This is a genomic window from Streptococcus jiangjianxini (genome assembly GCF_040225085.1).
In the GTDB taxonomy this organism is placed as follows: domain Bacteria; phylum Bacillota; class Bacilli; order Lactobacillales; family Streptococcaceae; genus Streptococcus; species Streptococcus jiangjianxini.
In genome coordinates, this window is sequence record NZ_JBEHGL010000013.1 from 37,933 (window position 1) to 61,648 (window position 23,716).

Below are 23,716 nucleotides of genomic sequence, written 5' to 3' on the forward strand. Positions count from 1 at the left end.
TCTCTTAATGTTGGGCTTTAGCCGGTTTTAAATCATATTTTTGGTAGATTTCTGTCAAACTGCCATCTTTGGACCAGTCTGAAAGGAGCTTGTTGATATAGTTTGTTAGAGCTTTGTGGCTTTGTTTGCTAGCAATGCCATAACTTTGTGTATTAAATCCTTGCTCAAGAATGGCTGTTTTCTGGCTACGGTAGCCTGTTAGAATTGATTTATCAACTGAGAAGGCCTGAATACGCTTGGAGTAAAGTGAAATAGCTAGTTCGGGATAGGAACCAAGCTGAACATAGTTGAAGTGTAAATCATTGGCCTTGGCGTATTCTTCAATCAAGCCTTTTGTTGTCGATCCCTGAGCAACACCAATGGTTGCTTTGTCCATATCTTTGATAGAAGAGTAGTGGCTAGATTTGTTAACTAAAAAACCAACTTCGTCAGTATAATATGGCTCACTAAAACTGTAAGATGCTTGACGTTCAGGGGTAATGGTATAGGTTCCGATAACGATGTCAACTTGACCGTTATCGATAACAGCTTCGCGCGTTTGAGCTGTCACAGCGGTAAATTCTACTTTAACTCCAAGACTTTTAGCGATTTTACGTGCAATGTCAATTTCCATACCTTCGTAGCGGTTTGTTTCAGCACTAAAATAGCCAAAATTGGGAACGTCTTGTTTAACGCCAGCTTTGAGAACGCCAGCCTTTTTGATCCGTTTAATGACTTTAGAAGACAAGAGTTGCTCAGTTGTTTCTGCCTTAACTTTTGGCGAAAAACCAATGACAGATAAGACTAGTGCCAATGATAAGCAAGCGATAAGAAATGTTTTGATTGATTTCATCTCACATCCTCCTTGACTACGCTTTGCGTTCTTTTTTCTTAGCAGTAACTTTTTCACTGGAATGGTTAATAATTTTGCTGAGGAATTGTTGTGCACGTGCTTCTTTAGGATGATCAAAGAAGCCAAGAACGTCAGTAGTATCTTCTAAGATTTGGCCATCAGCCATGAAGATAATACGATCAGCTACTTCACGGGCAAAGCCCATTTCGTGAGTAACGACCACCATGTTCATCCCTTCGGCAGCTAGATTTTGCATAACAGCGAGAACATCTCCGATCGTTTCTGGGTCAAGAGCAGAGGTTGGTTCATCGAAAAGAAGTAGCTCAGGATTCATGGCAAGTCCGCGAGCGATAGCGATACGTTGTTTTTGACCACCAGAGAGCATACCTGGGTAGGAATCCTTACGATCCCACATGTTGACGTAAGTCAGATACTTCTCAGCAATAGCTTCAGCTTCTGAACGAGACATGCCTAAGACTTTTATAGGTGCCAAAGTCACATTTTCTAACACTGTTTTATGAGGATATAAGTTAAAGTGTTGGAAAACCATACCAACCTCTTTGCGCAGTTGAACCAAGTCCTTACTGCTAGCGTTGGCTAATTCATGACCGTTTACTTTTAAGCTACCTGTTTCAATAGATTCAAGAGCATTCATGGTACGGATAAGTGTTGATTTACCTGATCCTGAAGGACCTAAGAGAACAACGACCTGACCTTTTTCAATCTCTAAGTTAATGTTACGAAGAGCATGGTAGTCACCGTAATATTTTTCAACATTTTTATATTCGATAAGTGCCATTAGAAACTCCTTTTGTATTAAATTGTTACGTTAGAAAACATAACAAAGATAAGTTACTATAACATATTAGTTTTGAACTGTCAATTATTAACTTAAAATATTCTGAAAATTGAAATAAAATCTAGTACCTCATTTTGAAAAGGGATAACAATCGATGACATAAGGTCTTTTTATAGTCAACGTTTTCCATTTGAGGGATAATTTGATATAATCAGAAAAAAGGTAGGTATTAATATGAAAACAATTCTTGTCGTGGATGATGAGAGACCCATCTCAGATATTATAAAATTTAATCTTAGTAAGGAAGGCTATAACATTGAGACGGCTTTCGATGGTAATGAAGCTGTTCAACAATTCGAAGCTGTTAAGCCCGACTTGGTTATCCTAGACTTGATGCTTCCAGGTATCGATGGTCTCGAAGTAGCTAAAGAAATCCGTAAAACAAGTCATACGCCTATTATTATGCTATCAGCTAAGGATTCTGAATTTGATAAAGTGATTGGTTTAGAAATTGGCGCTGACGATTATGTTACAAAACCTTTTTCTAACCGTGAGTTACTGGCACGTGTTAAAGCGCAATTACGCCGTGTTGAAACCATTGAGACAGTGGCAGAAGAATCGCTTCACTCCTCACCGACAGAAATTGAAATTGGTAACCTTCAGATTTTACCAGAAGCGTTTATTGCTAAAAAGAATGGTGAAGAAGTTGAATTAACACATCGCGAGTTCGAATTGCTCTACCATTTGGCGCAACATATTGGTCAGGTGATGACGCGTGAACATTTACTGGAAACGGTTTGGGGTTATGACTATTTTGGTGATGTTCGCACAGTTGATGTAACCATTCGTCGTTTGCGTGAAAAAATCGAAACAACGCCAAGCCGACCAGAATATATCTTAACTCGCCGTGGAGTGGGTTATTTTATGAAAGCTCATGACTGATCAATTTATTTTTACATTTAGAGATTTAATTATTGCAGGACTAATGTCTATCTTAGTCCTGATTTATGTTTTTTTAATCATCAATGACTCGCTTAACAGCCGACGGGTGCAGCAATTGACCGAGCAGGTTCAGTCATTGATTTCGGGTGAGTACGTTGTTAATCAAGTGACACGTGGTTCAGCAGAAGTTAGGACTTTGGCAGAACACCTCAATGATTTATCGGAAGTGTTTCGATTGACTCATGAAAATTTAGGACAAGAAAAAAATCGACTTTCCAGTATCTTGTCTTATATGAGTGATGGTGTTTTAGCGACGGATCGCCGTGGCAATATCATTATGATCAATGACATGGCGAGACAGCAGCTAAACTTGTCAGAAGAAGAGGATATTTCCGTCAATATTATGACCTTATTGGAAGAGACTTCTTATACTTATCATGATTTGATCACGAAAACACCTGAGGTAACTCTCAATCGAGTCGATGAGTTTGGTGAGTTTACTGTTTTAAGGATTAACTTTGCTTTGATTAAGCGAGAAAGTGGTTTTATTTCAGGATTGGTTGCTGTTCTTCATGATACTACTGAGCAGGAAAAAGAAGAACGCGAACGTCGCCTCTTTGTTTCTAACGTTAGCCATGAACTACGAACGCCTCTAACATCGGTAAAATCTTACTTAGAAGCCCTTGATGAAGGTGCCCTAAAGGAACCGGTTGCCCCTGGCTTTATTCGTGTGTCTCTGGATGAAACTAACCGGATGATGCGGATGATTTCTGATTTGCTGTCCCTATCACGAATTGATAATAATAATTCGCATTTAGAGGTTGAATTGACTAACTTTACAGCCTTTATAACTTATATCCTTAATCGTTTCGATCAGATCAAACTTCAGGAAACGCAAGCTGGTAAATCCTATGACATTATTCGAAATTACCCCTTGGTGCCTGTTTGGATTGAGATTGATAATGACAAAATGACACAGGTTATTGATAATATTATTAATAATGCTATCAAGTATTCACCTGATGGTGGTGAGATCACAGTTAGCATGCGAACAACTGAAACTCAGTTAATTATTTCGATTTCTGATCAAGGTCTTGGGATTCCAAAGAAAGATTTACCACTTATTTTTGATCGATTTTATCGGGTCGATAAGGCTCGGAGTCGTGCACAAGGTGGCACTGGTCTTGGGCTTGCTATTGCCAAAGAGATTATTAAACAACATAATGGCTTTATTTGGGCCAAAAGTGACTACGGCAAGGGCTCAACCCTCACCATAGTCTTACCGTATGAAAAGAATATTTTAGAAGTAGATGAAGAATGGGAGGTAACTGAAGACCAAGGTGACTGATAAAGGATTTAAGTACAGTATTTTAGCTTCAGGGTCGACAGGTAATGCTTTTTATTTGGAGACACCAAAAAAACGTCTGTTGATTGATGCGGGCCTGACTGGTAAGAAGATTACCAGTCTTTTAGCTGAAATTGATCGACGACCTGAAGATTTAGATGCCATATTGATCACACACGAGCATTCCGACCACATCAAGGGTGTTGGCGTTTTGGCTCGTAAATACCATCTTGATGTTTATGCTAATGAAAAAACTTGGGAAGTTATAGACGCGCGTAACATGATTGGTAAGGTTGACAACAGTCAAAAGCATGTTTTTTCGCGAGAAAAAATGATGACTTTTGGAGATATTGATATCGAATCATTCGGTGTCAGTCACGATGCGGTTGACCCTCAGTTTTATCGTTTTATGAAAGATAACAAAAGTTTTGTCATGTTAACTGACACGGGTTATGTTAGCGATCGCATGGCTGGGATTGTAGCTAATGCGGATGGCTATCTCATCGAGTCTAATCACGACATTGACATCCTTAGAGCTGGTTCTTATCCATGGAAAACCAAGCAACGGATTCTTTCTGATTTTGGACATTTATCCAATGAAGCAGGAGCTCAAGCGATGATCGATACTCTTGGCAATCGTACCAAAAAGATCTATTTGGGACACTTGAGTAAGGAAAATAATATCAAAGAATTAGCTCATATGACCATGGAATCTAATCTCATGGAGGCTGACTTAGGGGTTAATCATGATTTTAAGGTATTGGATACATCGCCTGATACAGCAACACCATTAACAGATATTTAATATAGAATTTACAGTCTAGCCATAAGAGCTGGGCTATTTTTTTGGTATAATAGAAAAGATTACGAAGATAAGTGATGGTCATTTTGAAAAATGGTTTGAGTGACACTTATTTTAAAATAGAAAAAGGGAAATTTTATGGAACAATTGGAAGAGCTAAAAGCAAAATTAAAAGCAGATTTTCAAATTGAGTTCGCAGACAGTAGTCTGCTGGATACTGCTTTCACCCACACGTCCTATGCTAATGAGCATCGCCTCCTAAACATTTCACACAATGAGCGTTTGGAGTTTTTAGGAGACGCCGTTCTACAATTGATCATTTCCGATTATTTGTATCGAAAATACCCTAATAAGCCAGAAGGGGATTTGTCAAAACAACGCTCTATGATTGTCCGTGAGGAGAGTTTAGCAGGATTTTCTAAAGATTGTGGCTTTGATGCCTTTATCAAGCTGGGCAAGGGAGAAGAGAAGTCTGGAGGTCGGCATCGAGACACCATTCTTGGAGATCTTTTTGAAGCTTTTTTAGGCGCCTTGCTCCTAGATAAAGGGGTAGAGACAGTGAGATCTTTCCTTTATTTGGTGATGATTCCCAAGGTAGAAAAAGGTCAGTATGAGCAAGTTAAAGATTACAAAACAGCCCTTCAGGAAAAACTTCAAGTTGATGGTGATATCAAAATCCGTTATGAGGTTATCGGTGAAGAAGGCCCTGCTCATGCCAAGTGGTTCGAAGTTCGTGTCACTGCAAACGGTAAGGAATTGAGTAACGGTAAGGGCCGTTCTAAAAAACTAGCAGAACAGAAAGCTGCTAGAAAGGCACTCCACCAATTAGGTGAGGACTAAGATGTATTTAAAAGAAATTGAAATTCAAGGGTTTAAATCCTTTGCGGATAAGACCAATATCAGTTTTGACCAGGGAGTGACGGCTGTCGTAGGGCCAAATGGGTCAGGGAAATCAAACATTACAGAAAGTTTACGATGGGCACTGGGAGAATCCTCTGCTAAGAGTTTGCGTGGCGGTAAGATGCCTGATGTGATTTTTGCAGGAACTGAGACACGCCGTCCTCTTAATTACGCACAGGTTCGTGTTACTCTTGATAATAGCGATGGATTTATTAAAGATGCACCGGAAGAACTGTCAGTTGAACGTCACATTTACCGTAATGGAGATAGTGATTATTTGATTGAAGGCAAAAAAGTTCGCCTACGTGATATTCACGATCTTTTCATGGATACTGGCTTGGGTCGTGATTCTTTCTCGATTATCTCCCAAGGTCGTGTTGAGGCAATTTTTAATAGCAAGGCTGAAGACCGTCGTGCTATTTTTGAAGAAGCAGCTGGGGTTTTAAAATACAAAACACGCAAAAAAGAAACTGAAACCAAATTAGCGCAAACCCAGGACAATTTAGATCGCTTGGAAGATATTATCTATGAATTGGAACAGCAGATTCGTCCTTTGGAAAAACAAGCGCAGACTGCTAGACAGTTTCTAGCTCTAGATGGTGAGAGAAAAGCATTGCACTTACAGATTCTTGTTCATGACATTTGCTCAGGCAAGGAAGAGTTGCAAACCTTAGCTGATCGATTAGATGTGGCTAGAAGCAAGCTTGAAGCTTACCATCAAGAACGTCAAAAAATGGAAGCGACCAATCAAAGTCTCAAGACCAAACGTCATCAACTCTCCCAAGATTCCCAGCGGCATCAGGATGACTTGGTTGCTTTGACGCGTTTGATGGCAGACTTGGAGAAGCAAATCCAAGTGAACCAGCTACAACAGTCACAATCACAGGAAAAAGAAAGCGATTTGAAAACTCGTCTTGGTGAGCAAGAAACACTGATTAGCCACCTAGAAGCATCAATCAAAGAGCTTGAAAAAAAACGGGATGCGGTTATTAGTGACAGCCAGGAGAAAGCTAAGGCTATTGAGCAGCAAGAAGCTGAGTTGAAGGATTTTGCCCAATCGCCTGATCAGATTATCGAAAGTTTGCGTGAGCAGTTTGTCGATCTCATGGGTCAAGAAGCTGATTTTTCCAACCAATTAACTGCTTTGGAAAATCAACTGTTACAGGAGAAGCAACAGTCCGAACAAAACCAAGCTGACTTACGAGACTTGGAAGAGCGTCGTTTAGCAATGACTGAGAGAGCTCAAAAAACTCTAGCTAACTTTGAAACAGCCAAGGAAGCTGTAAAAGCTTTATTGAACGATTATCAGAATCAATTTCAGGCTGTAAAAAAGTATGAAGAAGGTTATCGAAACCATCAACAGGCTCTTTTTGATAAGTATGATCGTTTAAAAGGAAAGACAGTTCGACGTAACAGTCTAGAAGATATTCAAAAAAACCATAGTCAGTTTTTTGCTGGGGTCAAAGCTGTCTTGCAAAATAGTGAGCGTCTTGGTGGTATTGTTGGTGCTGTCAGTGAGCATTTGAGTTTCAAGCCAGAGCACCAAACAGCGATAGAAATTGTTTTGGGGGGATCGGCTCAAAATATCATCGTTGAAGATGAAAGAACGGCTAAAAAGGCCATTCAGTTTTTGAAAGAAGGACGCCATGGCCGTGCGACCTTCCTTCCATTGACAACCATTAAAGAGCGTTTTTTAAAGCCTGTCTTTGGGGATAAGTTACGGCACCAAGCTGGCTTTCTTGGTCTGGCCAAAGAGCTGGTAAGCTATGACAGTCGTTTGAACAATATTATGGGAAATCTTTTAGGTATGACGGCCGTTTTTGATACCATTGATCATGCTAACAAGGCTGCGCGTGAGTTTCAGTATCAAGTGCGTATTGTTACTCTTGATGGTACTGAATTGCGTCCCGGTGGATCATTTGCCGGTGGGGCTAATCGTCAGAAGAACACTACTTTTGTCAAGCCAGAATTGGATCAATTAGAGACTGACATTGCTCAGCTGTCTTCTGAAATTAAGGCCGATGAAGAAGAATTGGCTAGCTTAAAAGCTGTTTTAGATCAAGCTAATCAACAATTAGCAGAATTGAAGCAAGATGGCGAGGAAGCTAGGCTTTCCGAACAAAAAGCAGACTTTGCTTATCAACAAGCTGCTAGCCAGGTTGCTGATCTCAATAAACTCTATCAGGCCAAGCTGGCTAATCAGCAAGAATTGACAGCATCAGGGGATCATCAGTTTAAGGAAGAGTTAGAGGCTAAGTTAGGAGCGATTCGGACTCATAAAGAGCAACTTAATCAAGATATTGAAGCTATTAAGACCGATAAGGATAGCATTGAAGCGAAGCGTCAAGAACTGCAGAATTCCTTATCTGAGTTGAAATTATCAGAGCGTGAACTTCAAGGGGAAAGACAGTACCTTTCTCGTGATGTCAACAAGCAAAAAGAAGAGTTACAACAAGCCAAAGATTTGGCTGAAAATCTAGCTTACAGTCTGTCTCACCATAATGATGCCCTCGAGGTAGATAAAATCCCAGAGTGGCAGAATCAACTAGAAGAAGCCAAGCAGCGTAAGACCATGTTGGAGCAAGAGCAGATTCGTCTGCGTTTTGAACTGGAAGATTTGGAAGCGCAAGGCGAAGATATCGCAGAACGCTTGCAGACATTAAGCCAGCAAAATGAAACGTCTATTCGCGATCAGGCTGAGCTTGAGACACAAGAAAAGCAAGTGAAACAAAGCTTAAAAGCACTGGCGCAAGATTTGGTCGATTCCTATCAACTCTCTTTCTCAGAAGCACAAGAGCAGGTTGCGTCACTTGAAGATATTAATCAGGCTAGATTAACTCTCAAGGATTTGCAAAAAGCCATCAAAGCTTTGGGTCCTGTCAATCTGGATGCTATCGAACAATACGATGATGTTGGGCAACGGTTGACTTTCTTGTCTAGTCAGAAAGCTGACTTGGATAAGGCTAGGGACATGCTTTTAGAGACAATTGCTGAGATGAATGGAGAAGTAACCAGTCGCTTTAAAAGGACCTTTGAGGCTATTCGAACATCTTTTAAAGAAACCTTTACCCAGATGTTTGGTGGCGGTTCAGCTGATTTGCTATTGACGGATGGGGACTTGCTCTCTGCAGGAGTTGACATATCGGTTCAACCACCTGGTAAGAAAATTCAATCACTCAATCTCATGTCAGGGGGTGAAAAAGCCTTGTCGGCTCTGGCTTTACTCTTTGCTATTATTCGTGTGAAAACTATCCCATTTGTTATTCTGGATGAGGTCGAGGCCGCATTAGATGAAGCTAATGTTAAGCGTTTTGGCGATTACCTCAATCGTTTTGACAAATCTAGTCAATTTATTGTAGTTACTCATCGCAAAGGAACAATGGCAGCTGCTGATAGTATTTATGGAGTGACTATGCAGGAATCAGGTGTATCACAAGTTCTGTCAGTGAAGCTGAAAGAAGCAGAGCAAATACAAGGTGTGGATTGAACCATTTCTCTTGCTAAATGATAAGGGTTAGCCGTAGCTAGCTCTTCGATAAGAGATGTAGTAAAATAGGTCATGGGATTAGTTCTTTTTTTCTATTTACACAAACTAGTTTACAGTAGCAATTTTTTGCTATGCTCTAATAAAGAAAAAATTGATTTAGGAGGGTGCTATGTATATACAGCAAATTAGAAATGCAACAATTAAGATTAAGTTTGCTGGTACTATCTTTTTAATTGATCCATGGTTTCAGGATAAAGGAACTGGATTTTCTGCAAAAGCTATCCGTCAGGAGATGATGAATGTTAAATGCCCGATGAATGAACTGCCGGAATCAGCAGAAAATACTTTAAAGGATGTGGATTACTGTCTTGTATCACATCTACATTTTGATCACTTTAGTTCAGATTATCTTCCCAAAGATGTGGAGATTATTGCTCAGAACAAGAAGGATGCAAGTGCAATTATATCTATGGGGTTTAATAATACAAAATGGTTTGATGCTGGGTCTATTGTAATTGGGAATGTGACTATTCATAAAATAAAAGCGATACATGGTGAGAATACTACAATTGTTCAAAAAATGGGTGAAGCCTGTGGCTATGTATTTGAAGCACCTGGAGAGAAGACACTATATCTTGCTGGAGATACGGTCTATTGTCAAAATACAAAAGAAGCAATCACTCAATACCAGCCAGATGTTATTATTTTGAACTGTTGTGGAGCTACCACACCTATTGGTAGGTTGCTTATGGATTTATCTGATGTTGAAAAGGTTTGTAATGATGCTCCTAATGCAATAGTGATTGCCTCGCATCTTGATAGTGTTAATCATGCTTTGATTACCAGTGATGATGTAAGAAAGTTTAAAGAGGTAAAACATCTCTCGCAACTCTTCGTTCCAAATAATGGAGAGACAATCAAATTATAAATTTTTATTATTCTCCTAAATTTTATTCAAGAAAAACTGATTTTATAATATTTGACATAGAACTTTATTAGAAAAGTAGAGCATTGAGGGGCATCATAATTTAACTTGACATGATACATTCTGTGAGTGGTGAACTTGCCAAATTCGTTTTCAAAAGTGATGTTAGAGTCTTTAATGTCGAGCGATTCTTTGATATAATCTAGCTGTTCCGTATGAGTCTTTTTAATGATTGTTTTAAGTGCTTTTCATTATAACTCATATGGGCTTTTTGTATGCCATCAAAAAGCCCTATAATCTCCAGGGTAGGTTTACCCACTACAGAAATTATGGAGCCTCAAAAATTAGGATAGGTGCAATTTTTTATGCGTTTGTCGTAGCTCTTTTTCTTCTAATATTTCCTTGTAAGCGGATTTTTTGGTACAATGGTAGAGATTATAAAGCTAGTTAAAATGGTTATACCCATCCAAAATCAAAAAATAACACGATGTATCGAATAGCAAAATAAGTTTCCGCAGTTTAGAGCGAACGAAGTGAGCTTGAAAGGATATTTTCGCCGTAGTGGTATTATTAGTGACAGAGTTGCTGTCACTAATAACGGAATTTTTGAGACTTAGGCTTAAAAATTAGGAATGAAACTCTGAAGGAGATTGCTCCCATCCGCGCTACCTAAGAAAAGATCAAAAAAGTTATTTTTGAAATTAACTAAGTATTAGATAGGTATTGAGTAGTTGGAGGAATGACGTGTTTAAAAAAATAGTAGCGTCCGATATGGATGGGACTTTTTTAAGGCCAGATGGTTCTTATGATAAGGAAAGATTTGCTGTCCTTTTGGATAAACTGACTAAAGCAGGTTATCTTTTTGTAGCCGCTAGCGGTAGGTCTCTTTTGACTTTGAAACAATTGTTTCATGAATTTGAGGATAAAATGGCCTTTATCGCTGAAAATGGTTGTATTGTTGAATGCGCGGGGCAGGTCATTTTTGAAGCTGAGATGCCACCTGAGGATTACCAGCTTATTTTAGCTGAATTGCGAGCTGATGCTGATTGTCAAGGTTACCTGCTATCTGGTGAGAAGGCAGCTTATGCGCCTTTAGATGCTTCAGATGACTATATTCAAAGAGCAAATTACTTTTATGCCAATGTTCAGCGTGCCGATCTTGATAATATCTCTGATAAGATTTTAAAAGTAACCGCTCGATTTGATTCGGACAAAATTCATGATTTTTCGCAACAGTTAAATGGTCAATTAGCTAATTTCCAAGCTGTTGTCACTGGCTTTGATGGGATGGATATTATTCCCAAAGCCTATGACAAATCAACGGGTTTGGCAGTTCTTTGTGGTAAACTAGGCTTATCAGCAGCCGATGTCTTCGCTTTTGGGGATAATTACAATGATCTGGAAATGTTAGGGTTTGCACAGACAGCTATCGTACCTGAAAATGCCGTAGAAGCTGCTAAAGAATTAGCCGAAGAGGTTATTGGAGATAATGCTACAGATGCTGTTTTAAGTTATTTGGAAGGTTTGGTTTGAGATGACAGAGATAAAATTGATTGCTTTAGACTTGGATAATACTCTTTTTGATGATGAGAAAAGGGTGTCAAAAGCTAACAAAGAAGCTATCAAGAAAGCTACTCAAATAGGTGTCAAAGTTGTGATTACAACGGGTCGCCCTCTGAAAGCTATCGGCGATCTACTAGAGGAATTAGATCTTAATCATCCTATGGATTACAGTGTAACTTTTAATGGAGGTCTCATCCAGCGAAATGACGGTCATATTTTGGCGCAGCAAGCTTTGTCGCGGAATGAGGTAGTTACGATTTATCGGCAATTATCTACGATGGGCTTGCCTGTCGATATCTTGAGTGAGGAGACAGTCTACAGCCTGTCTGAGCCAGGTCGCCCATCGCGCTATTCAGAAGCCAATCCTTTACTGACCTTTAAAAAATTGGATCGATTGGCTGATTTGCCAGAAGACATCATCTATAATAAGGTAGTTGTTGTGACGGATAAGGATTTTCTGGATGATAAAATCAAGGAAATGCCGGCTATGATTTTTAATGATTTTGAAGCTTTCAAATCGCGAGAAATCATTTTTGAAATCATGCCTAAAGGTGTTCACAAAGCATCTGGTTTAGCCGAATTATGTAGTCTATTAGGCATTAACCGAGAAAATGTCATGACCGTCGGCGACGAAGAAAATGATTTGACTATGATTGACTGGGCTGGCTTGGGCGTTGCCATGAACAATGCTGCCCCCATTGTGAAAGAAACAGCCAAAGCCATCACCGAAAATGACAATAATCATTCAGGAGTGGCAGAGGCCATTGAAAAATACGTATTGAGTGGAGAAAAAGATGGGATTATTTGATCGTTTATTTGGAAAAAAAGAGAAAAAAGAAGAGCAAGAGCTCAATCAAGAAGTATTTGAGAAAGAGGAAAATGAGAATATAGAGTCTCAGCAACCGGAAGAAGAGGCTGTTTCAGAAGACCTTGCGGTGGATGTGTCATCCGATCAAGATAACCTGATGATTGTGTCAGAAAAAGATGCTCAAATCAGCCAATCATCTGAAGCTGATTTTGTGGCGCAAGTTGATTCGGCACTTGACGAGGTTCCTAAGGACAGTGAAGACAGTTCTGAAAAACTTGAAGAGGCGCCTACTTTAGAAGATTCAGAGTCAGTTAGCTGGAAAGATGAGTTTTCTTTTGAAGATGCAAGCGAAACTGATTCTGATGGTGATGTTAAGGCTGACATGGTTATTCCAAAACACCAAGAGGATCCATCAGTTGACTGGAAAGATGAGATAGATGTTGATCTTGATCAAAAACAAACTAGTGACATGGACAAGCAGGATTCGGCAGAGCCATCTCATCAAAGCTTGAAGAGTGACTCATCCCTTGACCACGATAAAATACAATCCGAAGTTTCTACTAGTGAAGTAGGCAGTGTATCGGTTAATGACGTAACCTCACAATCAAATAATCCTCGTTTCGAATCCATTATGGCAGATTACTATGCGAAAAAGGCTGCCGTTGCTGAGGCTGCTGAGCGTGGTGAGACCTTGAGTTTTGATGCCATGCCAACACGCCAAATCGAGGAACTCTCTAAAGAGAATGCTCCTTCAAGCACTCCAGAAATCGAAGAAACGACTGAAGAAAAATATAATCGTAGTTTGAAGAAAACGCGGACAGGCTTTGCTGCGCGTCTCAATGAGTTCTTTGCGAATTTCCGTAAAGTTGATGAGGAATTCTTTGAAGAACTAGAAGAAATGCTCATTATGTCTGATGTCGGAGTCACTGTTGCCACACAGTTAACAGAAGCTTTGCGTCAAGAAGCCCGCATCGAGAATGCTAAAAAACCGGACGATTTACGCCAGGTAGTGATTGAGAAGCTGGTTGACATTTATGATAAAGATGGCATTTATAATGAAAAAATTAATTTCCAAGATGATTTGACAGTCATGCTTTTTGTCGGAGTTAATGGTGTCGGAAAAACGACGACTATTGGGAAACTGGCTTACCAATACAAAAAGCAAGGTAAAAAAGTCATGCTAGTTGCCGCTGACACCTTCCGTGCAGGGGCAGTTGCGCAGCTGGTTGAGTGGGGACGCCGCGTTGATGTACCAGTTGTGACAGGCCCAGAGAAAGTAGACCCAGCTTCAGTTGTTTTTGATGGGATGGAACGTGCCCTATCTGAAGATGTTGATGTGCTTATGATTGATACGGCAGGACGCTTGCAAAATAAAGATAATCTCATGAAAGAACTTGAGAAAATCGGTCGTATTATCAAGCGTGTCGTCCCAGAAGCGCCACACGAAACGCTGTTAGCTTTGGACGCATCTACTGGTCAAAATGCTCTTAGTCAAGCGAAGGAATTTTCGAAAATCACGCCTCTAACAGGACTGGTCTTGACTAAAATTGATGGCACGGCAAAAGGTGGTGTTGTTCTGGCTATCCGCCAAGAGTTGGATACTCCCGTTAAGCTGATTGGTTTTGGTGAAAAAATTGATGATATCGGATCATTCGATTCCGAGAATTTCATGCAAAGTTTATTAGAAGGCTTGATTTAGTTTTTGAGAACAAGCATTTCATTTTAGAGATTCCATACCATCGATATTTATTAATACTCAATGCAAATCAAGCACAGACCAGGCGACACCCATGCAGATAGAACTCAAGTTAATCAAGTTAGGTTAGCAATGTCTGATTTTAATTTTTGAAGAATATCACCTGATCAGACTATAAAAAACGAACAATATAGTTTTTCTGTTAAACAGAAGTCTATATTGTTCTTTTTTTTATGTTTTGTGTCAGACTTTGGTCGCAGGTGATTTGTTTCTGTCTTTATTAGTCTTTTGTTTATAAAGATAAATAGGGATTCCCAAGGCTGTTAGAAGAATGCCCATTAAGGCAAGTGGAAATTGGTTCTTCAAAGTTAGGACGAGAATAAAGATACCACCGATAATGGCGATTATTGGAATAAGGGGATAGAATGGGACCTTGTATGGACGATAAAGGTCAGGTTCTTTTTGAAGCAATCGGATAACAGCGAAAAAACAAGTGTATAGAAAATCCAAATGACAAATATTAGCATATCAGACAGCATGTTAAAGCCCCCAAACAAATCATGACAATAGCAATAGTGATTTGTAGCCAGCCAGCCATATAGGGCACCTTATGTTTGTTTAATTTAGTCAATTGGTTTGAGAAAGGCAACATGTTGTCAATAGCAAGTATGTCAGGTAGGCGCATACCCGTCATGACGTAGCCATTAATGGTACCATAAACTGAAATCAGGATACCAATGGTAATGAGTTTACCTCCGATTGATCCGAAGTAATATTGGGCAACCTGCATGGCTGCAGCATCATTACCAGCTAATTGATGGTTAAGGAAGGCAAAGTTGATCAGCCCATAAATCATCATGATTCCTAGCATCCCCCAACCAATAGCCTTTGGCAAATCACGAGCTGGATTTTTAAGTTCACCAGCGATATTGCCGACATGAATCCAACCATCATAGGCAAACATCGTCGACAGAAGACCATTTCCGAGAGCAGTAACAATCCCTCCAGAATGAGTGTTGGTTTCTATTGGAAAAAGGTTGACAGTGACATTGGTATCAGCAAGCCAACCGAAGACGATAATCGCTCCAATGGGAACAAGCTTGGCTATTAGGGTTACTGATTGCAAAGCACCGCTAGTCTTAGCTCCTAGAAAGTTGATTAAAGTCAAAGATCGAGAAGTAAGGGTAGCGATTGGAATCGTCAGACTAGGCGGCAAGTCAAAAAGGCTTTTAAGTTGGGTAGCAAAAATGATGGCTAAGGCCGCTACATTGGCTGGAAAATAGATAAGGACTTGTGCCCAACCAAGAAGAAAGGCAGAGAACTTACCATAAGCCCGCTCGATATAAGGAATCATTCCGCCTGTTTCAGGGATTGCAGCAGCCAGTTCAGCACCTGTTAAACCAGCACAAAGTGAACTGATACCAGCAAGTCCCCAAACCAAAAGATGTAAGCTAGCTGAACCAGTAGTACTAGAAACACTAGCTGCTTTGAAGAAGACACCTGCGCCAATAACAGTTCCCATGACGGTTGACAAAGCTGGAAAAAAGGTCATGGTTCTTTCTAAGCCATCTTGGTGGTGGCTAGACTTGGCTTAGGTGTGATTAATTGCTAACATGGAAAAATCCTCTAAGAATCAGTCATTTACGAACAGCTTACTCGAGAAGTCAGACTAAAAAGCCTCAGGGATGAACGCATTGCTATTGTCAGTAAGAGCTGTCCTTTTACAGACTTTCTAAATAAGGCAACACTCTAGCATAACCCATAAGCGGGCAGATACAAAGTGAAAGTTTTTGACAGATTTTTCCAATAATTGAAAGACAAACCTAGAACGGATTTGATGTGATAAAATAATACTAAAAATGATCACCAAGGGAGGTAGCAGATGTCACTATTAGATTATGGTAGATTAGGTATGGGAACATGGAATCTGGGAGACAACCCCGAATCGCGTCAGGAGGAACTTTCTGCTCTAAGATACGGTTTAGACAAGGGCTTAAAAATCATCGACACAGCTGAAATGTACGGTAATGGACGCTCAGAAAATCTTGTCGGAGAAGCTATTTGGCCCTACAACCGCGAAGATCTCTATTTAATATCTAAGGTTTTGCCTAGTCATGCTAATAAAACTGATTTGGAAACTAGTTTGGATAATTCCTTAAGAGAACTGAAAACGGACTATTTAGATCTTTATCTTTATCACTGGAGAGGCGGAACGCCTTTAGAAGAGACGGTTGACGAACTAGAACGTATGGTAGACAAGGGAAAAATTAAAGCCTGGGGTGTTTCAAACTTTGATGTGGAAGACATGGAGGATTTAATGGCTACCAAGTTTGGAAAACATTGTCAAGCTAATGAGGTCCTTTATCATCTTGGCTCACGTGGCATCGAAGTTAACTTGAAACCTTACCAAGATGAGCTAAGGATTCCGACAATTGCTTATTGTCCACTTGCTCAAGCGGGGGATTTAAAAAGGCAATTATTCAGTCATAAGGCTGTCCAACAAGTGTCTGAAGACTTGGGCATAACTGTTTATCAAGTCCTTCTTTGTTTTACGCTTGCTCAGTCAAACATGGTTTCCATCCCGCGAACTGGTCAAGTCAAACATATGATGGAACTCGTCGACTGTCTGTCGATTTCCTTAGATAAAGACCATTTAGGCTTACTTAATCAAGCCTTTCCTGCTCCAAAGAAACGCGTACCTTTAGACGTTCAATAAAAAGAGGAGCCGATACTGGATCGGACTCCTTTATTAAACATTAAAAGATGCGATAAACATATGGATTGTCTGGTTGGGAAACTTCTTGGCTCTCTTCAATATGAAGGACGGGGAGGTTTTCTTTGAGTTGGTTATTGTATTCGGTTGAAATGGTACCGGAGACCTTGACCCAAGTATTGTTATCAAAGCTCTCAGTGTTACCGGTTGTTGATAGGCCGTAGACACCGGAATCAGCGATACAATGAATAATGCCAAAGCGAAATAGATATTGATAGCCCTGGTGGCCAGGTTCGTTATAGACAAAGCCAACGAAAGAAATTTGTTTACCAGCAAAAACATCAGGATAGAGATAAATCAACTCCATAATCTCCATATAGTTTTTACTCGTAATCTCAATAGTATCAAGGTTTTGATAGGCCTTTAATTCGCGCTTCATTTCCTTTTGATAGGCATTTTTGGTGAAATAAAGGCTAGTGTCAGGTTTTAGGTATTGTACCGTAGTACCATCATCAGATTCCCCTTTGCCGACAGATCCAACTGCTGTTGGAAAGGTATACCCTTTAGCTGAAACAGTTGTAGAATCAAGAGTTACAGTAGGAACTAGTAAACCAACTAAAACTGGAAATACTAGAATCATAGGACTGGTCAACTTTGCGAGTTTTCCAGACAAATGAGAATGGAGTTTGAGATTCTTCATCCAGATGATGAGTTGAACCACGGCTAAGACAAAAGACAAAATCATGGCAATGAAAGCCAGATAAGAATAGTGAATGTTGATATACTGGTCCAATTTACCCGACAAGTAAAGGTACATGCTGAGCTCAAAATAGCCAGCTAAGATTAAAAATCGAATCATGTAAAAACTCCTAAGGCGAGACAATAAAGGGACACGATAACAGCAGAAACCGCGATAAACTGAAGGATAAAGCCTTTTTTAAAGCTAGTCCACATCATCATTAGGTTTTTGATGTCAATGATGGGACCGATGAGCAGAAAAGCCATGACAGGTGCCGGTCCAAAGCTAGAGAGGAGGCTGGCACCGATAAAGGCATCCGCTTCACTACAAAGCGAGAGGACAAAGGCTAAAACCATCATGACCAAGATTGCTGTCAAAGAACTTCCAGCCAAAGATGTTAAAATGCGCGTTGGTAGGTAAATTTGCATGGCAGAGGCAATCAAAGTCCCAAATACCAAGTAACGACCGGTATCAAAGAATTCATCGATGGCATGAGACAGGGAGTAAAAGATTTTTTTCAGATGGCTATGCCCACTGTAATCATGAAAATGCAGGGCTTCTTTTGAAGGCATCCGAATATTTTCATCTGTCAGGTAGGCTAAGAGTATTCCCAGCGCAACTGCCACCAGAATAGCACCTGTTAAACGCCAGATGACAAACTGCCAAGAATTTCCAAAAGCAGAATAAGTTGCCAGAATAACAATGGGATTAATCACCGGAGCCGTCGCTAAAAAGGGAACGGCTGTATAACTGGGGACTTTTTTCTCCATGAGACGATTAACAATGGGGACAATACCACACTCACAAGAGGGGAAAATAATTCCAATGAAAGTACCGAACAAAATACGCAAAAAGCGATTTTTGGGAAGGTGTTTGGTCACTTTATCTGGGGTGACGTAAACTTCGATAAAGCCTGTTAAAATAGCCCCTAAAAGAACAAAAGGCAGTGCCTCAATGATAATGGACATGAAAATAGCCATCCATTGTAGAACACTGTCAGGTAATTGATTAAAAACTGACATGAGTAACCTCACTTCATCCAAGATTTAAGATAATGGAAAAGGATTCCTAAACAAAAGGCTGATGCCATTATGATCAGAACATTGACAGAAAATGACCATGGTAAGATATCTGTTAAAAATGCACTAAATCCACAAAGTATTATATTAAACAGAAGGTCAATTTTAGGATAATTAGTTGTTGTTTTCTTTTGGCTCATCGTCTTTTTTTCCTTTTTTAGGATCTGAATCCATATTGTCAGGCAGTTTAGCAAAGCTTGCAAACAGACTTTCTAGCTTTTCGTCTTTTTTATATGAAATAGCCATAAGGCACCTCCGATTTTCTAGTATTGCTATTATACTATCATTTTTTTTGATTAGCTTAAAGCAATTATATTTTGAGATGGGCTGTAGATGAAGCAGCTGATTGTCTAAAAAGAAAAGAACCGTTGGAATACGGTTCTTTAGTCAGTCTGATTTTTTAGGCTCTTGTTTAAGAGGAATTACCAGTGAGTACTGGCTGCTCTTAGCTTTTGGGGGATCAACGTTGATAAAAGTATCGAGTTGCTGCGCTAATTCTTGAGCGATATACAGTCCTAAACTGGCATATTTCGAGAGTCTTTCACACGGTAAAGATAGTTGAAAAGCTTATCCCTATCAAAAACCTTCGAATTTAACTTATCGAAAAACGTTTTGGCTTCTTTTTTATTTTGCAGTTGCTAGTTGTTCAGACTGGAAGGATTGTGTTGAGCTGACTTGAGCTTTTTTAGCATCTTTTTTGGCACAAAGGTTAGCATAGACGGTTCCCCATAGGGTGTGGACAATGGTACCAGCAGCACCAGCGAGAGCAGCCAACGGTGAAAAGTGTGCCACGCCCAGACTAGCAGCAAGTGAGGTATTTTGCAGTCCAACTTCAATAGCCATAGTGCGTTGACTAGCAAGGTCATAGTTAAAGAGTTTGGCTAGTCCCATTCCAGCAAAATAACCTGATAAGCTGTGGAGGAAAACAACCAAGAAGATGATCCAACCCGTTGATAAGAGATTATCACGATTAACAGCAACTGTTCCAACCAGCACCATTAAGACTGCTAAGGATGAAAATGTAGGCATTGCCACACTGACTTTTTGGGTGTATTTCCCAAAGAAGGCATTGAGGATCATACCACCGACAACAGGGAGTAAGACGACTTGAGCCACTGACATAAACATAGCAGTGAAGCTCATTTCAAAGTAAGAACCGCCATAAAAGGTTAACATAACAGGCGTCATCAAAGGTGCTAATAAGGTAGATACTGCTGTGGCAGAGATAGACAAGGGAACATCTCCGTTAGCCAGATAAGCCATGATATTTGATGATGTTCCACCCGGCACAGACCCAAGTAAAATCAAACCAAGAGCTACTTGATCAGGAAGATTGAAAAGCTTGGCCAGCACAAAACCAGAAAAAGGCATAAAGAAGAATTGGAGGACTTCAACAAAGATAACACGAGAAGGACGACGGAAAACTTCGCTAAAATCTTTCATGGTCAAAGTCAACCCCATAGTGAACATGATGAACTGCAAAAGTGGTGTTAAATAAGCTGTAATCCATGTAAAGAGGTTAGGAAGAGTCAATGCCATGGCAGCGACAGCAAGGACAACATAAGAAAGGTAATCTCTAAAAACTTGGTTGCATTTATAAAATAATGTCATAATCATTCTCCTGATATTTCTAACAAAAAAGCTTCCCACAATGAGTGGAAAGCCTACAAGCAAGTCCACTCGTACGACGAATAGGACTTGGCAATATCATCGGTAAACGACGTCTGCTAAGTCCTGATTTTAATAATAATGACTGCTTTAGTATTTGAAACTGTCATTACGAGTGTCTCCAATCTTTTATGATAATGCTAATACTATATCTTAACTATTCAGAAAAATCAAGTAATTTTTCAAAAAAATCAAAAAAATCTGAAAATAAGTCCTTGGTTTACAACGACAGGATAGAGATGGATCTGCCATACAGAAATACCGAAGGAAGAATTCAAACATATGATATTAAGTAGCATAGTATCAGAGGATGTTGATAAAGTAATGTTTTATAAGGATGATATTCCATTCTCAACTAATCATGAACTACCATTTTAGATCAATTATTTTTAAGTTTTGCATCTATAAATACACCCTATTCTTTACTGTATTTTACAGGTCATTAATGAAAAATAGAGAATGATAAAAGAACGAAATATTAGAAGAATTGAGTGGTGCAACAAGTATAGTCAAATGAATTAGCTTTCAGACAAGGAACGAAAGACGTAGACAGTACTCGCGTATGGCAAGTCGAAAGTAACGAAGTATCAAAGTTAATTCAAAAGACGATATAAGGTGTCAATTAGCCATTGCAACCTGCACTCATGATACTATTTTAGGTGGACTTGGAACATCTAATCCAGAAAGTTTATGTACTTATATGAGAAAAGTCTGCAAGTAATACCTCTCAAAGAATAAGGTTATTGTTAATAGGGTGGACGATTATTTCGTCCACTTTTTATTGATATTTCTATGAAAATCTGTGATTGTTTTCTCACTTTATTTTCCTAAAGCGCTTATTTTTTGCTATACTTTTTTTAGTTATCATGTTTCCATTTAGGAAATTTGAGTGACCGTTTAGGATTTACTGACTCAATGCGATTCTTTCTATGGTATTTTTCCTTTAGGAGGGTATTAAAATGACAGCTATTGTTTTTAGAATGAATCGTCATTATCAAAAAATTCCTTTATCAAACGTTTATTATATGGCAACTCATCCGACTAAACCTCATAAGCTGAGGATGGTTACAAATATTGGAATAATGGACTTTTTCGATCATCTAAATAAGTTAGAAAAACGCTATTCAGGTTATCTTGTAAGATGTCATAGAAGTTGCTTAGTTAATATGACTAAGATTAGGGAAATTGATTTTAGTGAAAGAACACTGATTTTGGAAAGTCCAGATGAGATGCGTGTTCCTTTTTCGAGAAGGCGTCAACAGCAGCTACTACAATCATGGTTAGAAGAAGAAGGAGAAATGAGATGAATATTTTTGTATTAGAGGATGATTTTGCGCAACAGACACGGATGGAAACACTTATTAAAGAGATTGTTGCTAAACATCAGTTAGACGTTGAAAGTGTTGAAGTGTATGGTAAGCCCGACCATTTATTAGCAGCATCAAAAAAGAAGGGAGCCCATCAATTATTCTTTTTAGATATTGAAATTAAAAATGATGATATGAAAGGGTTAAAAGTAGCTAAGGAAATCACGTATAAAGATCCTTACGCAAACATTGTTTTTGTGACCACACACTCAGAATTTATGCCCTTGTCGTTTAGGTATCAAATCAAAGCCTTAGACTATATTGATAAAGAATTGGAAACGGTCGATTTTGAAAAGCGTATTGAAGATAATATCCTATACGCACAGACAAGAGATAGTAAAACGGTGATAGAAGATTCCTTTTATTTTCAATCAAAATATAACCAAATTCAGTATCCTTTTAATGATTTGCTTTATATAGAAACATCACCACGTCCACATCGCGTCATCCTTCATACGGCTGTTGATCGCATGGAATTTACGGCTAGTTTATCAGATATTGTTAAGCAGGATAGGCGATTACTACAATGTCATAGGTCTTTTGTTATTAATCCTATGAATGTTATCAAGGTGGATAGACATGAGCGGATTGCTTATTTAAAGGACGGTTCAACGTGCTTAGTTGCACGTCATAAAATGGATCTTTTACTGAAGAGCATAGCAGATTTGCATTGATGGGAGAAATAATGGAGTTCCTTTTTGATGTATTCGGTGTATTTATTGCGTTTGGATTAGATCTATTTTTATTTTTATTTATAAGTAAACGCAAGTTTTCTGTTAGAACGATTTTTATAGCATTTCTTTTATATGAATTGCCTTTGTTATTAACATCTAGTTTGCAAAATTTTTTATTTCTTGATTTTAATTTTATCCCATACTTATATCGAGCATTAGGGATGTTATCAATACCATTGTTTTTTTTAAGGGAATTACCAAAAAGTTTGCTTATTTTTTACGGTCTGTTTCCTATAACATTGAGAAATTTATTTTATAGATCTATTTCTTTTTTTCTTTTGCCAGTTTTTAGTTTAACAAACGATTATCTTGATTCGACAAAGTACTGGCTATTTTTCTATATCTTATCTGCCTTTTTGAGTACTCTATTTTTGAGATGGTTAAAATATGACTTTACCATCTTAGAACGAAAAAATTTGGATTCAGGCGAAAAACAGTTATTAAATTTCATAAATATTGTAATGATTGTATACTTTATTTTGATAGAAATATTTACATATTTAGAATTTGAAAAATCATTAGAAACATTAGCCTACAGAAAGTTCTTAGTTATCTTGTTATTGATTCTCTTTATAGGAATTATAAATATACTTGATCGACGTTTGCGTGAGAGAGTCCAAAAAGATTTAATTTTACAAAGAGAGTTACAATTAAAAGATATGGAAACTTATAGCAAGCGGATTGAGGAACTTTACAAGGAAGTTCGTAGTTTTCGCCATGATTATGCCAATCTTTTGACGACTTTGAAGTTGGGGATAGAGAGTAAGGATATTGATGCGGTTAATGAAGTTTACCAATCTGTTCTCAAGGATTCTAATAAAACATTGAAAGATCATAAATATGATATTGGTAGGTTAACGAATATAAAAAATTCAGCCTTAAAAAGTTTACTTGCTGCCAAATTTATTCAAGCTACTGAAAAAAATGTATCCATTAGTTTGGAGGTTCCAGAAGCAATTGAACCTAAGGGAATGGATTTAATTGATTTTATTACGATAGTTTCCATTTTATGCGATAATGCTCTAGATGCTGTTTTAGATGCAACCGTATCATCAATTAATATTGCCTTTTTTTCTGAAGGAAATAAACAAATATTCATCATTGAAAATTCTATGAAAAATGAATCACTAAATATTGAGGATATATATAAGTTTGGGGTAAGTAGCAAAGGTAATGGAAGAGGAGTAGGACTATATAGTGCACATCAAATTATAAATAAATATCCTAATATTTCATTAAAAACGACTAGTCACAATTATATATTTGCACAAAACTTAGAAATTAAACATTATAATAGTTAACGCTTTTAATGATGAG

At 38.6% G+C, this 23,716-nt stretch carries 20 protein-coding genes and 1 pseudogene; 14 read left to right on the forward strand and 7 right to left on the reverse strand.

Annotated features, from left to right (window positions below; genetic code table 11):
• Positions 1-4: 4 nt before the first annotated feature.
• Both ABP870_RS06880 and ABP870_RS06885 read right to left on the reverse strand, forming a co-directional pair.
• Positions 5-832, reverse strand: a complete 828-nt coding sequence (locus ABP870_RS06880) for a transporter substrate-binding domain-containing protein (RefSeq protein WP_350014713.1) — start codon at positions 830-832, stop codon at positions 5-7.
• A 16-nt stretch (positions 833-848) separates the two neighbouring features.
• The gene (locus tag ABP870_RS06885) at positions 849-1,631 is read right to left on the reverse strand and encodes an amino acid ABC transporter ATP-binding protein (RefSeq protein WP_350014714.1); all 783 of its coding nucleotides are present in this window, start codon (positions 1,629-1,631) and stop codon (positions 849-851) included.
• A gap of 234 nt (positions 1,632-1,865) precedes the next feature.
• On the opposite strand from ABP870_RS06885, the gene yycF reads away from it, so the two are divergent.
• From yycF to ftsY, 9 genes are all read left to right on the forward strand, one after another.
• Positions 1,866-2,573, forward strand: coding sequence for a response regulator YycF (yycF, locus tag ABP870_RS06890; RefSeq protein WP_350014715.1), 708 nt, complete (start codon positions 1,866-1,868; stop codon positions 2,571-2,573).
• Complete coding sequence (gene vicK, locus ABP870_RS06895; RefSeq protein ID WP_350014716.1) at positions 2,566-3,921, forward strand: cell wall metabolism sensor histidine kinase VicK; 1,356 nt, start codon at positions 2,566-2,568, stop codon at positions 3,919-3,921. The genes yycF and vicK overlap by 8 nt, the downstream gene beginning before the upstream one ends.
• The gene (locus tag ABP870_RS06900) at positions 3,914-4,723 is read left to right on the forward strand and encodes an MBL fold metallo-hydrolase (protein WP_350014717.1); all 810 of its coding nucleotides are present in this window, start codon (positions 3,914-3,916) and stop codon (positions 4,721-4,723) included. The genes vicK and ABP870_RS06900 overlap by 8 nt, the downstream gene beginning before the upstream one ends.
• 135 nt (positions 4,724-4,858) lie before the next feature.
• On the forward strand, positions 4,859-5,560 hold the full coding sequence (gene rnc, locus ABP870_RS06905) for a ribonuclease III (protein ID WP_350014718.1): 702 nt from the start codon (positions 4,859-4,861) through the stop codon (positions 5,558-5,560).
• Between the two features lies 1 nt (position 5,561).
• Entirely contained in the window at positions 5,562-9,107 is a 3,546-nt protein-coding gene (gene smc, locus ABP870_RS06910; RefSeq protein ID WP_350014719.1) for a chromosome segregation protein SMC, read from the forward strand.
• A 169-nt stretch (positions 9,108-9,276) separates the two neighbouring features.
• Positions 9,277-10,035, forward strand: a complete 759-nt coding sequence (locus ABP870_RS06915; protein ID WP_350014720.1) for an MBL fold metallo-hydrolase — start codon at positions 9,277-9,279, stop codon at positions 10,033-10,035.
• Between the two features lie 741 nt (positions 10,036-10,776).
• A complete protein-coding gene (locus tag ABP870_RS06920; protein ID WP_350014721.1) occupies positions 10,777-11,565 on the forward strand; it encodes an HAD family hydrolase in 789 nt (262 codons plus the stop codon).
• A gap of 1 nt (position 11,566) precedes the next feature.
• Positions 11,567-12,403: a Cof-type HAD-IIB family hydrolase gene (locus tag ABP870_RS06925; protein WP_350014722.1), complete on the forward strand. Its 837-nt coding sequence runs from the start codon at positions 11,567-11,569 to the stop codon at positions 12,401-12,403.
• Positions 12,390-14,102, forward strand: a complete 1,713-nt coding sequence (gene ftsY / locus ABP870_RS06930) for a signal recognition particle-docking protein FtsY (protein ID WP_350014723.1) — start codon at positions 12,390-12,392, stop codon at positions 14,100-14,102. The genes ABP870_RS06925 and ftsY overlap by 14 nt, the downstream gene beginning before the upstream one ends.
• 240 nt (positions 14,103-14,342) lie before the next feature.
• Here the strand turns inward: ftsY and ABP870_RS06935 are convergent.
• Positions 14,343-15,651 (reverse strand): annotated as a pseudogene (locus ABP870_RS06935) (APC family permease).
• A 330-nt stretch (positions 15,652-15,981) separates the two neighbouring features.
• On the opposite strand from ABP870_RS06935, the gene ABP870_RS06940 reads away from it, so the two are divergent.
• Positions 15,982-16,815: an aldo/keto reductase gene (locus ABP870_RS06940; protein WP_350014724.1), complete on the forward strand. Its 834-nt coding sequence runs from the start codon at positions 15,982-15,984 to the stop codon at positions 16,813-16,815.
• Positions 16,816-16,855: 40 nt separating this feature from the next.
• On the opposite strand, the gene ABP870_RS06945 is transcribed toward ABP870_RS06940, so the two are convergent.
• The 4 genes from ABP870_RS06945 to ABP870_RS06960 all read right to left on the reverse strand — a co-directional run bounded on the left by ABP870_RS06945 (position 16,856) and on the right by ABP870_RS06960 (position 20,241).
• A complete protein-coding gene (locus ABP870_RS06945) occupies positions 16,856-17,671 on the reverse strand; it encodes a TIGR03943 family putative permease subunit (protein ID WP_350014725.1) in 816 nt (271 codons plus the stop codon).
• A complete protein-coding gene (locus ABP870_RS06950; protein WP_350014726.1) occupies positions 17,668-18,573 on the reverse strand; it encodes a permease in 906 nt (301 codons plus the stop codon). Before ABP870_RS06950 ends, ABP870_RS06945 begins: the two co-directional genes overlap by 4 nt.
• A 171-nt stretch (positions 18,574-18,744) precedes the next feature.
• Complete coding sequence (locus ABP870_RS06955) at positions 18,745-18,876, reverse strand: SPJ_0845 family protein (RefSeq protein WP_350014727.1); 132 nt, start codon at positions 18,874-18,876, stop codon at positions 18,745-18,747.
• A gap of 378 nt (positions 18,877-19,254) precedes the next feature.
• Positions 19,255-20,241 (reverse strand): bile acid:sodium symporter family protein, encoded by a 987-nt coding sequence (locus ABP870_RS06960; RefSeq protein ID WP_350014728.1) that lies wholly within the window; start codon positions 20,239-20,241, stop codon positions 19,255-19,257.
• A gap of 300 nt (positions 20,242-20,541) precedes the next feature.
• Between ABP870_RS06960 and ABP870_RS06965 the strand changes: the two genes are divergently transcribed.
• The 4 genes from ABP870_RS06965 to ABP870_RS06980 all read left to right on the forward strand — a co-directional run bounded on the left by ABP870_RS06965 (position 20,542) and on the right by ABP870_RS06980 (position 23,700).
• Positions 20,542-20,676, forward strand: a complete 135-nt coding sequence (locus ABP870_RS06965) for a hypothetical protein (RefSeq protein WP_350014745.1) — start codon at positions 20,542-20,544, stop codon at positions 20,674-20,676.
• Positions 20,677-21,257: 581 nt separating this feature from the next.
• Positions 21,258-21,605: a LytTR family DNA-binding domain-containing protein gene (locus ABP870_RS06970; RefSeq protein WP_350014729.1), complete on the forward strand. Its 348-nt coding sequence runs from the start codon at positions 21,258-21,260 to the stop codon at positions 21,603-21,605.
• Positions 21,602-22,339 (forward strand): response regulator transcription factor, encoded by a 738-nt coding sequence (locus ABP870_RS06975; RefSeq protein ID WP_350014730.1) that lies wholly within the window; start codon positions 21,602-21,604, stop codon positions 22,337-22,339. The genes ABP870_RS06970 and ABP870_RS06975 overlap by 4 nt, the downstream gene beginning before the upstream one ends.
• Positions 22,339-23,700 carry a sensor histidine kinase gene (locus tag ABP870_RS06980; protein WP_350014731.1) on the forward strand — a complete coding sequence of 454 codons (1,362 nt, stop codon included), beginning with the start codon at positions 22,339-22,341 and terminating at the stop codon, positions 23,698-23,700. The genes ABP870_RS06975 and ABP870_RS06980 overlap by 1 nt, the downstream gene beginning before the upstream one ends.
• The last annotated feature ends 16 nt before the right edge of the window (positions 23,701-23,716 follow it).

Excerpts from the sequence above, each read along its gene's own strand:
- ABP870_RS06880 (WP_350014713.1), bottom strand. The coding sequence starts at position 832 with ATGAAATCAATCAAAACATTTCTTATCGCTTGCTTATCATTGGCACTA.
- ABP870_RS06885 (WP_350014714.1), bottom strand. The coding sequence starts at position 1,631 with ATGGCACTTATCGAATATAAAAATGTTGAAAAATATTACGGTGACTAC.
- yycF (WP_350014715.1), top strand. The coding sequence starts at position 1,866 with ATGAAAACAATTCTTGTCGTGGATGATGAGAGACCCATCTCAGATATT.
- vicK (WP_350014716.1), top strand. The coding sequence starts at position 2,566 with ATGACTGATCAATTTATTTTTACATTTAGAGATTTAATTATTGCAGGA.
- rnc (WP_350014718.1), top strand. The coding sequence starts at position 4,859 with ATGGAACAATTGGAAGAGCTAAAAGCAAAATTAAAAGCAGATTTTCAA.
- smc (WP_350014719.1), top strand. The coding sequence starts at position 5,562 with ATGTATTTAAAAGAAATTGAAATTCAAGGGTTTAAATCCTTTGCGGAT.
- ABP870_RS06915 (WP_350014720.1), top strand. The coding sequence starts at position 9,277 with ATGTATATACAGCAAATTAGAAATGCAACAATTAAGATTAAGTTTGCT.
- ABP870_RS06925 (WP_350014722.1), top strand. The coding sequence starts at position 11,567 with ATGACAGAGATAAAATTGATTGCTTTAGACTTGGATAATACTCTTTTT.
- ftsY (WP_350014723.1), top strand. The coding sequence starts at position 12,390 with ATGGGATTATTTGATCGTTTATTTGGAAAAAAAGAGAAAAAAGAAGAG.
- ABP870_RS06940 (WP_350014724.1), top strand. The coding sequence starts at position 15,982 with ATGTCACTATTAGATTATGGTAGATTAGGTATGGGAACATGGAATCTG.
- ABP870_RS06945 (WP_350014725.1), bottom strand. The coding sequence starts at position 17,671 with ATGATTCGATTTTTAATCTTAGCTGGCTATTTTGAGCTCAGCATGTAC.
- ABP870_RS06950 (WP_350014726.1), bottom strand. The coding sequence starts at position 18,573 with ATGTCAGTTTTTAATCAATTACCTGACAGTGTTCTACAATGGATGGCT.
- ABP870_RS06955 (WP_350014727.1), bottom strand. The coding sequence starts at position 18,876 with ATGGCTATTTCATATAAAAAAGACGAAAAGCTAGAAAGTCTGTTTGCA.
- ABP870_RS06960 (WP_350014728.1), bottom strand. The coding sequence starts at position 20,241 with ATGACATTATTTTATAAATGCAACCAAGTTTTTAGAGATTACCTTTCT.
- ABP870_RS06970 (WP_350014729.1), top strand. The coding sequence starts at position 21,258 with ATGACAGCTATTGTTTTTAGAATGAATCGTCATTATCAAAAAATTCCT.
- ABP870_RS06975 (WP_350014730.1), top strand. The coding sequence starts at position 21,602 with ATGAATATTTTTGTATTAGAGGATGATTTTGCGCAACAGACACGGATG.
- ABP870_RS06980 (WP_350014731.1), top strand. The coding sequence starts at position 22,339 with ATGGGAGAAATAATGGAGTTCCTTTTTGATGTATTCGGTGTATTTATT.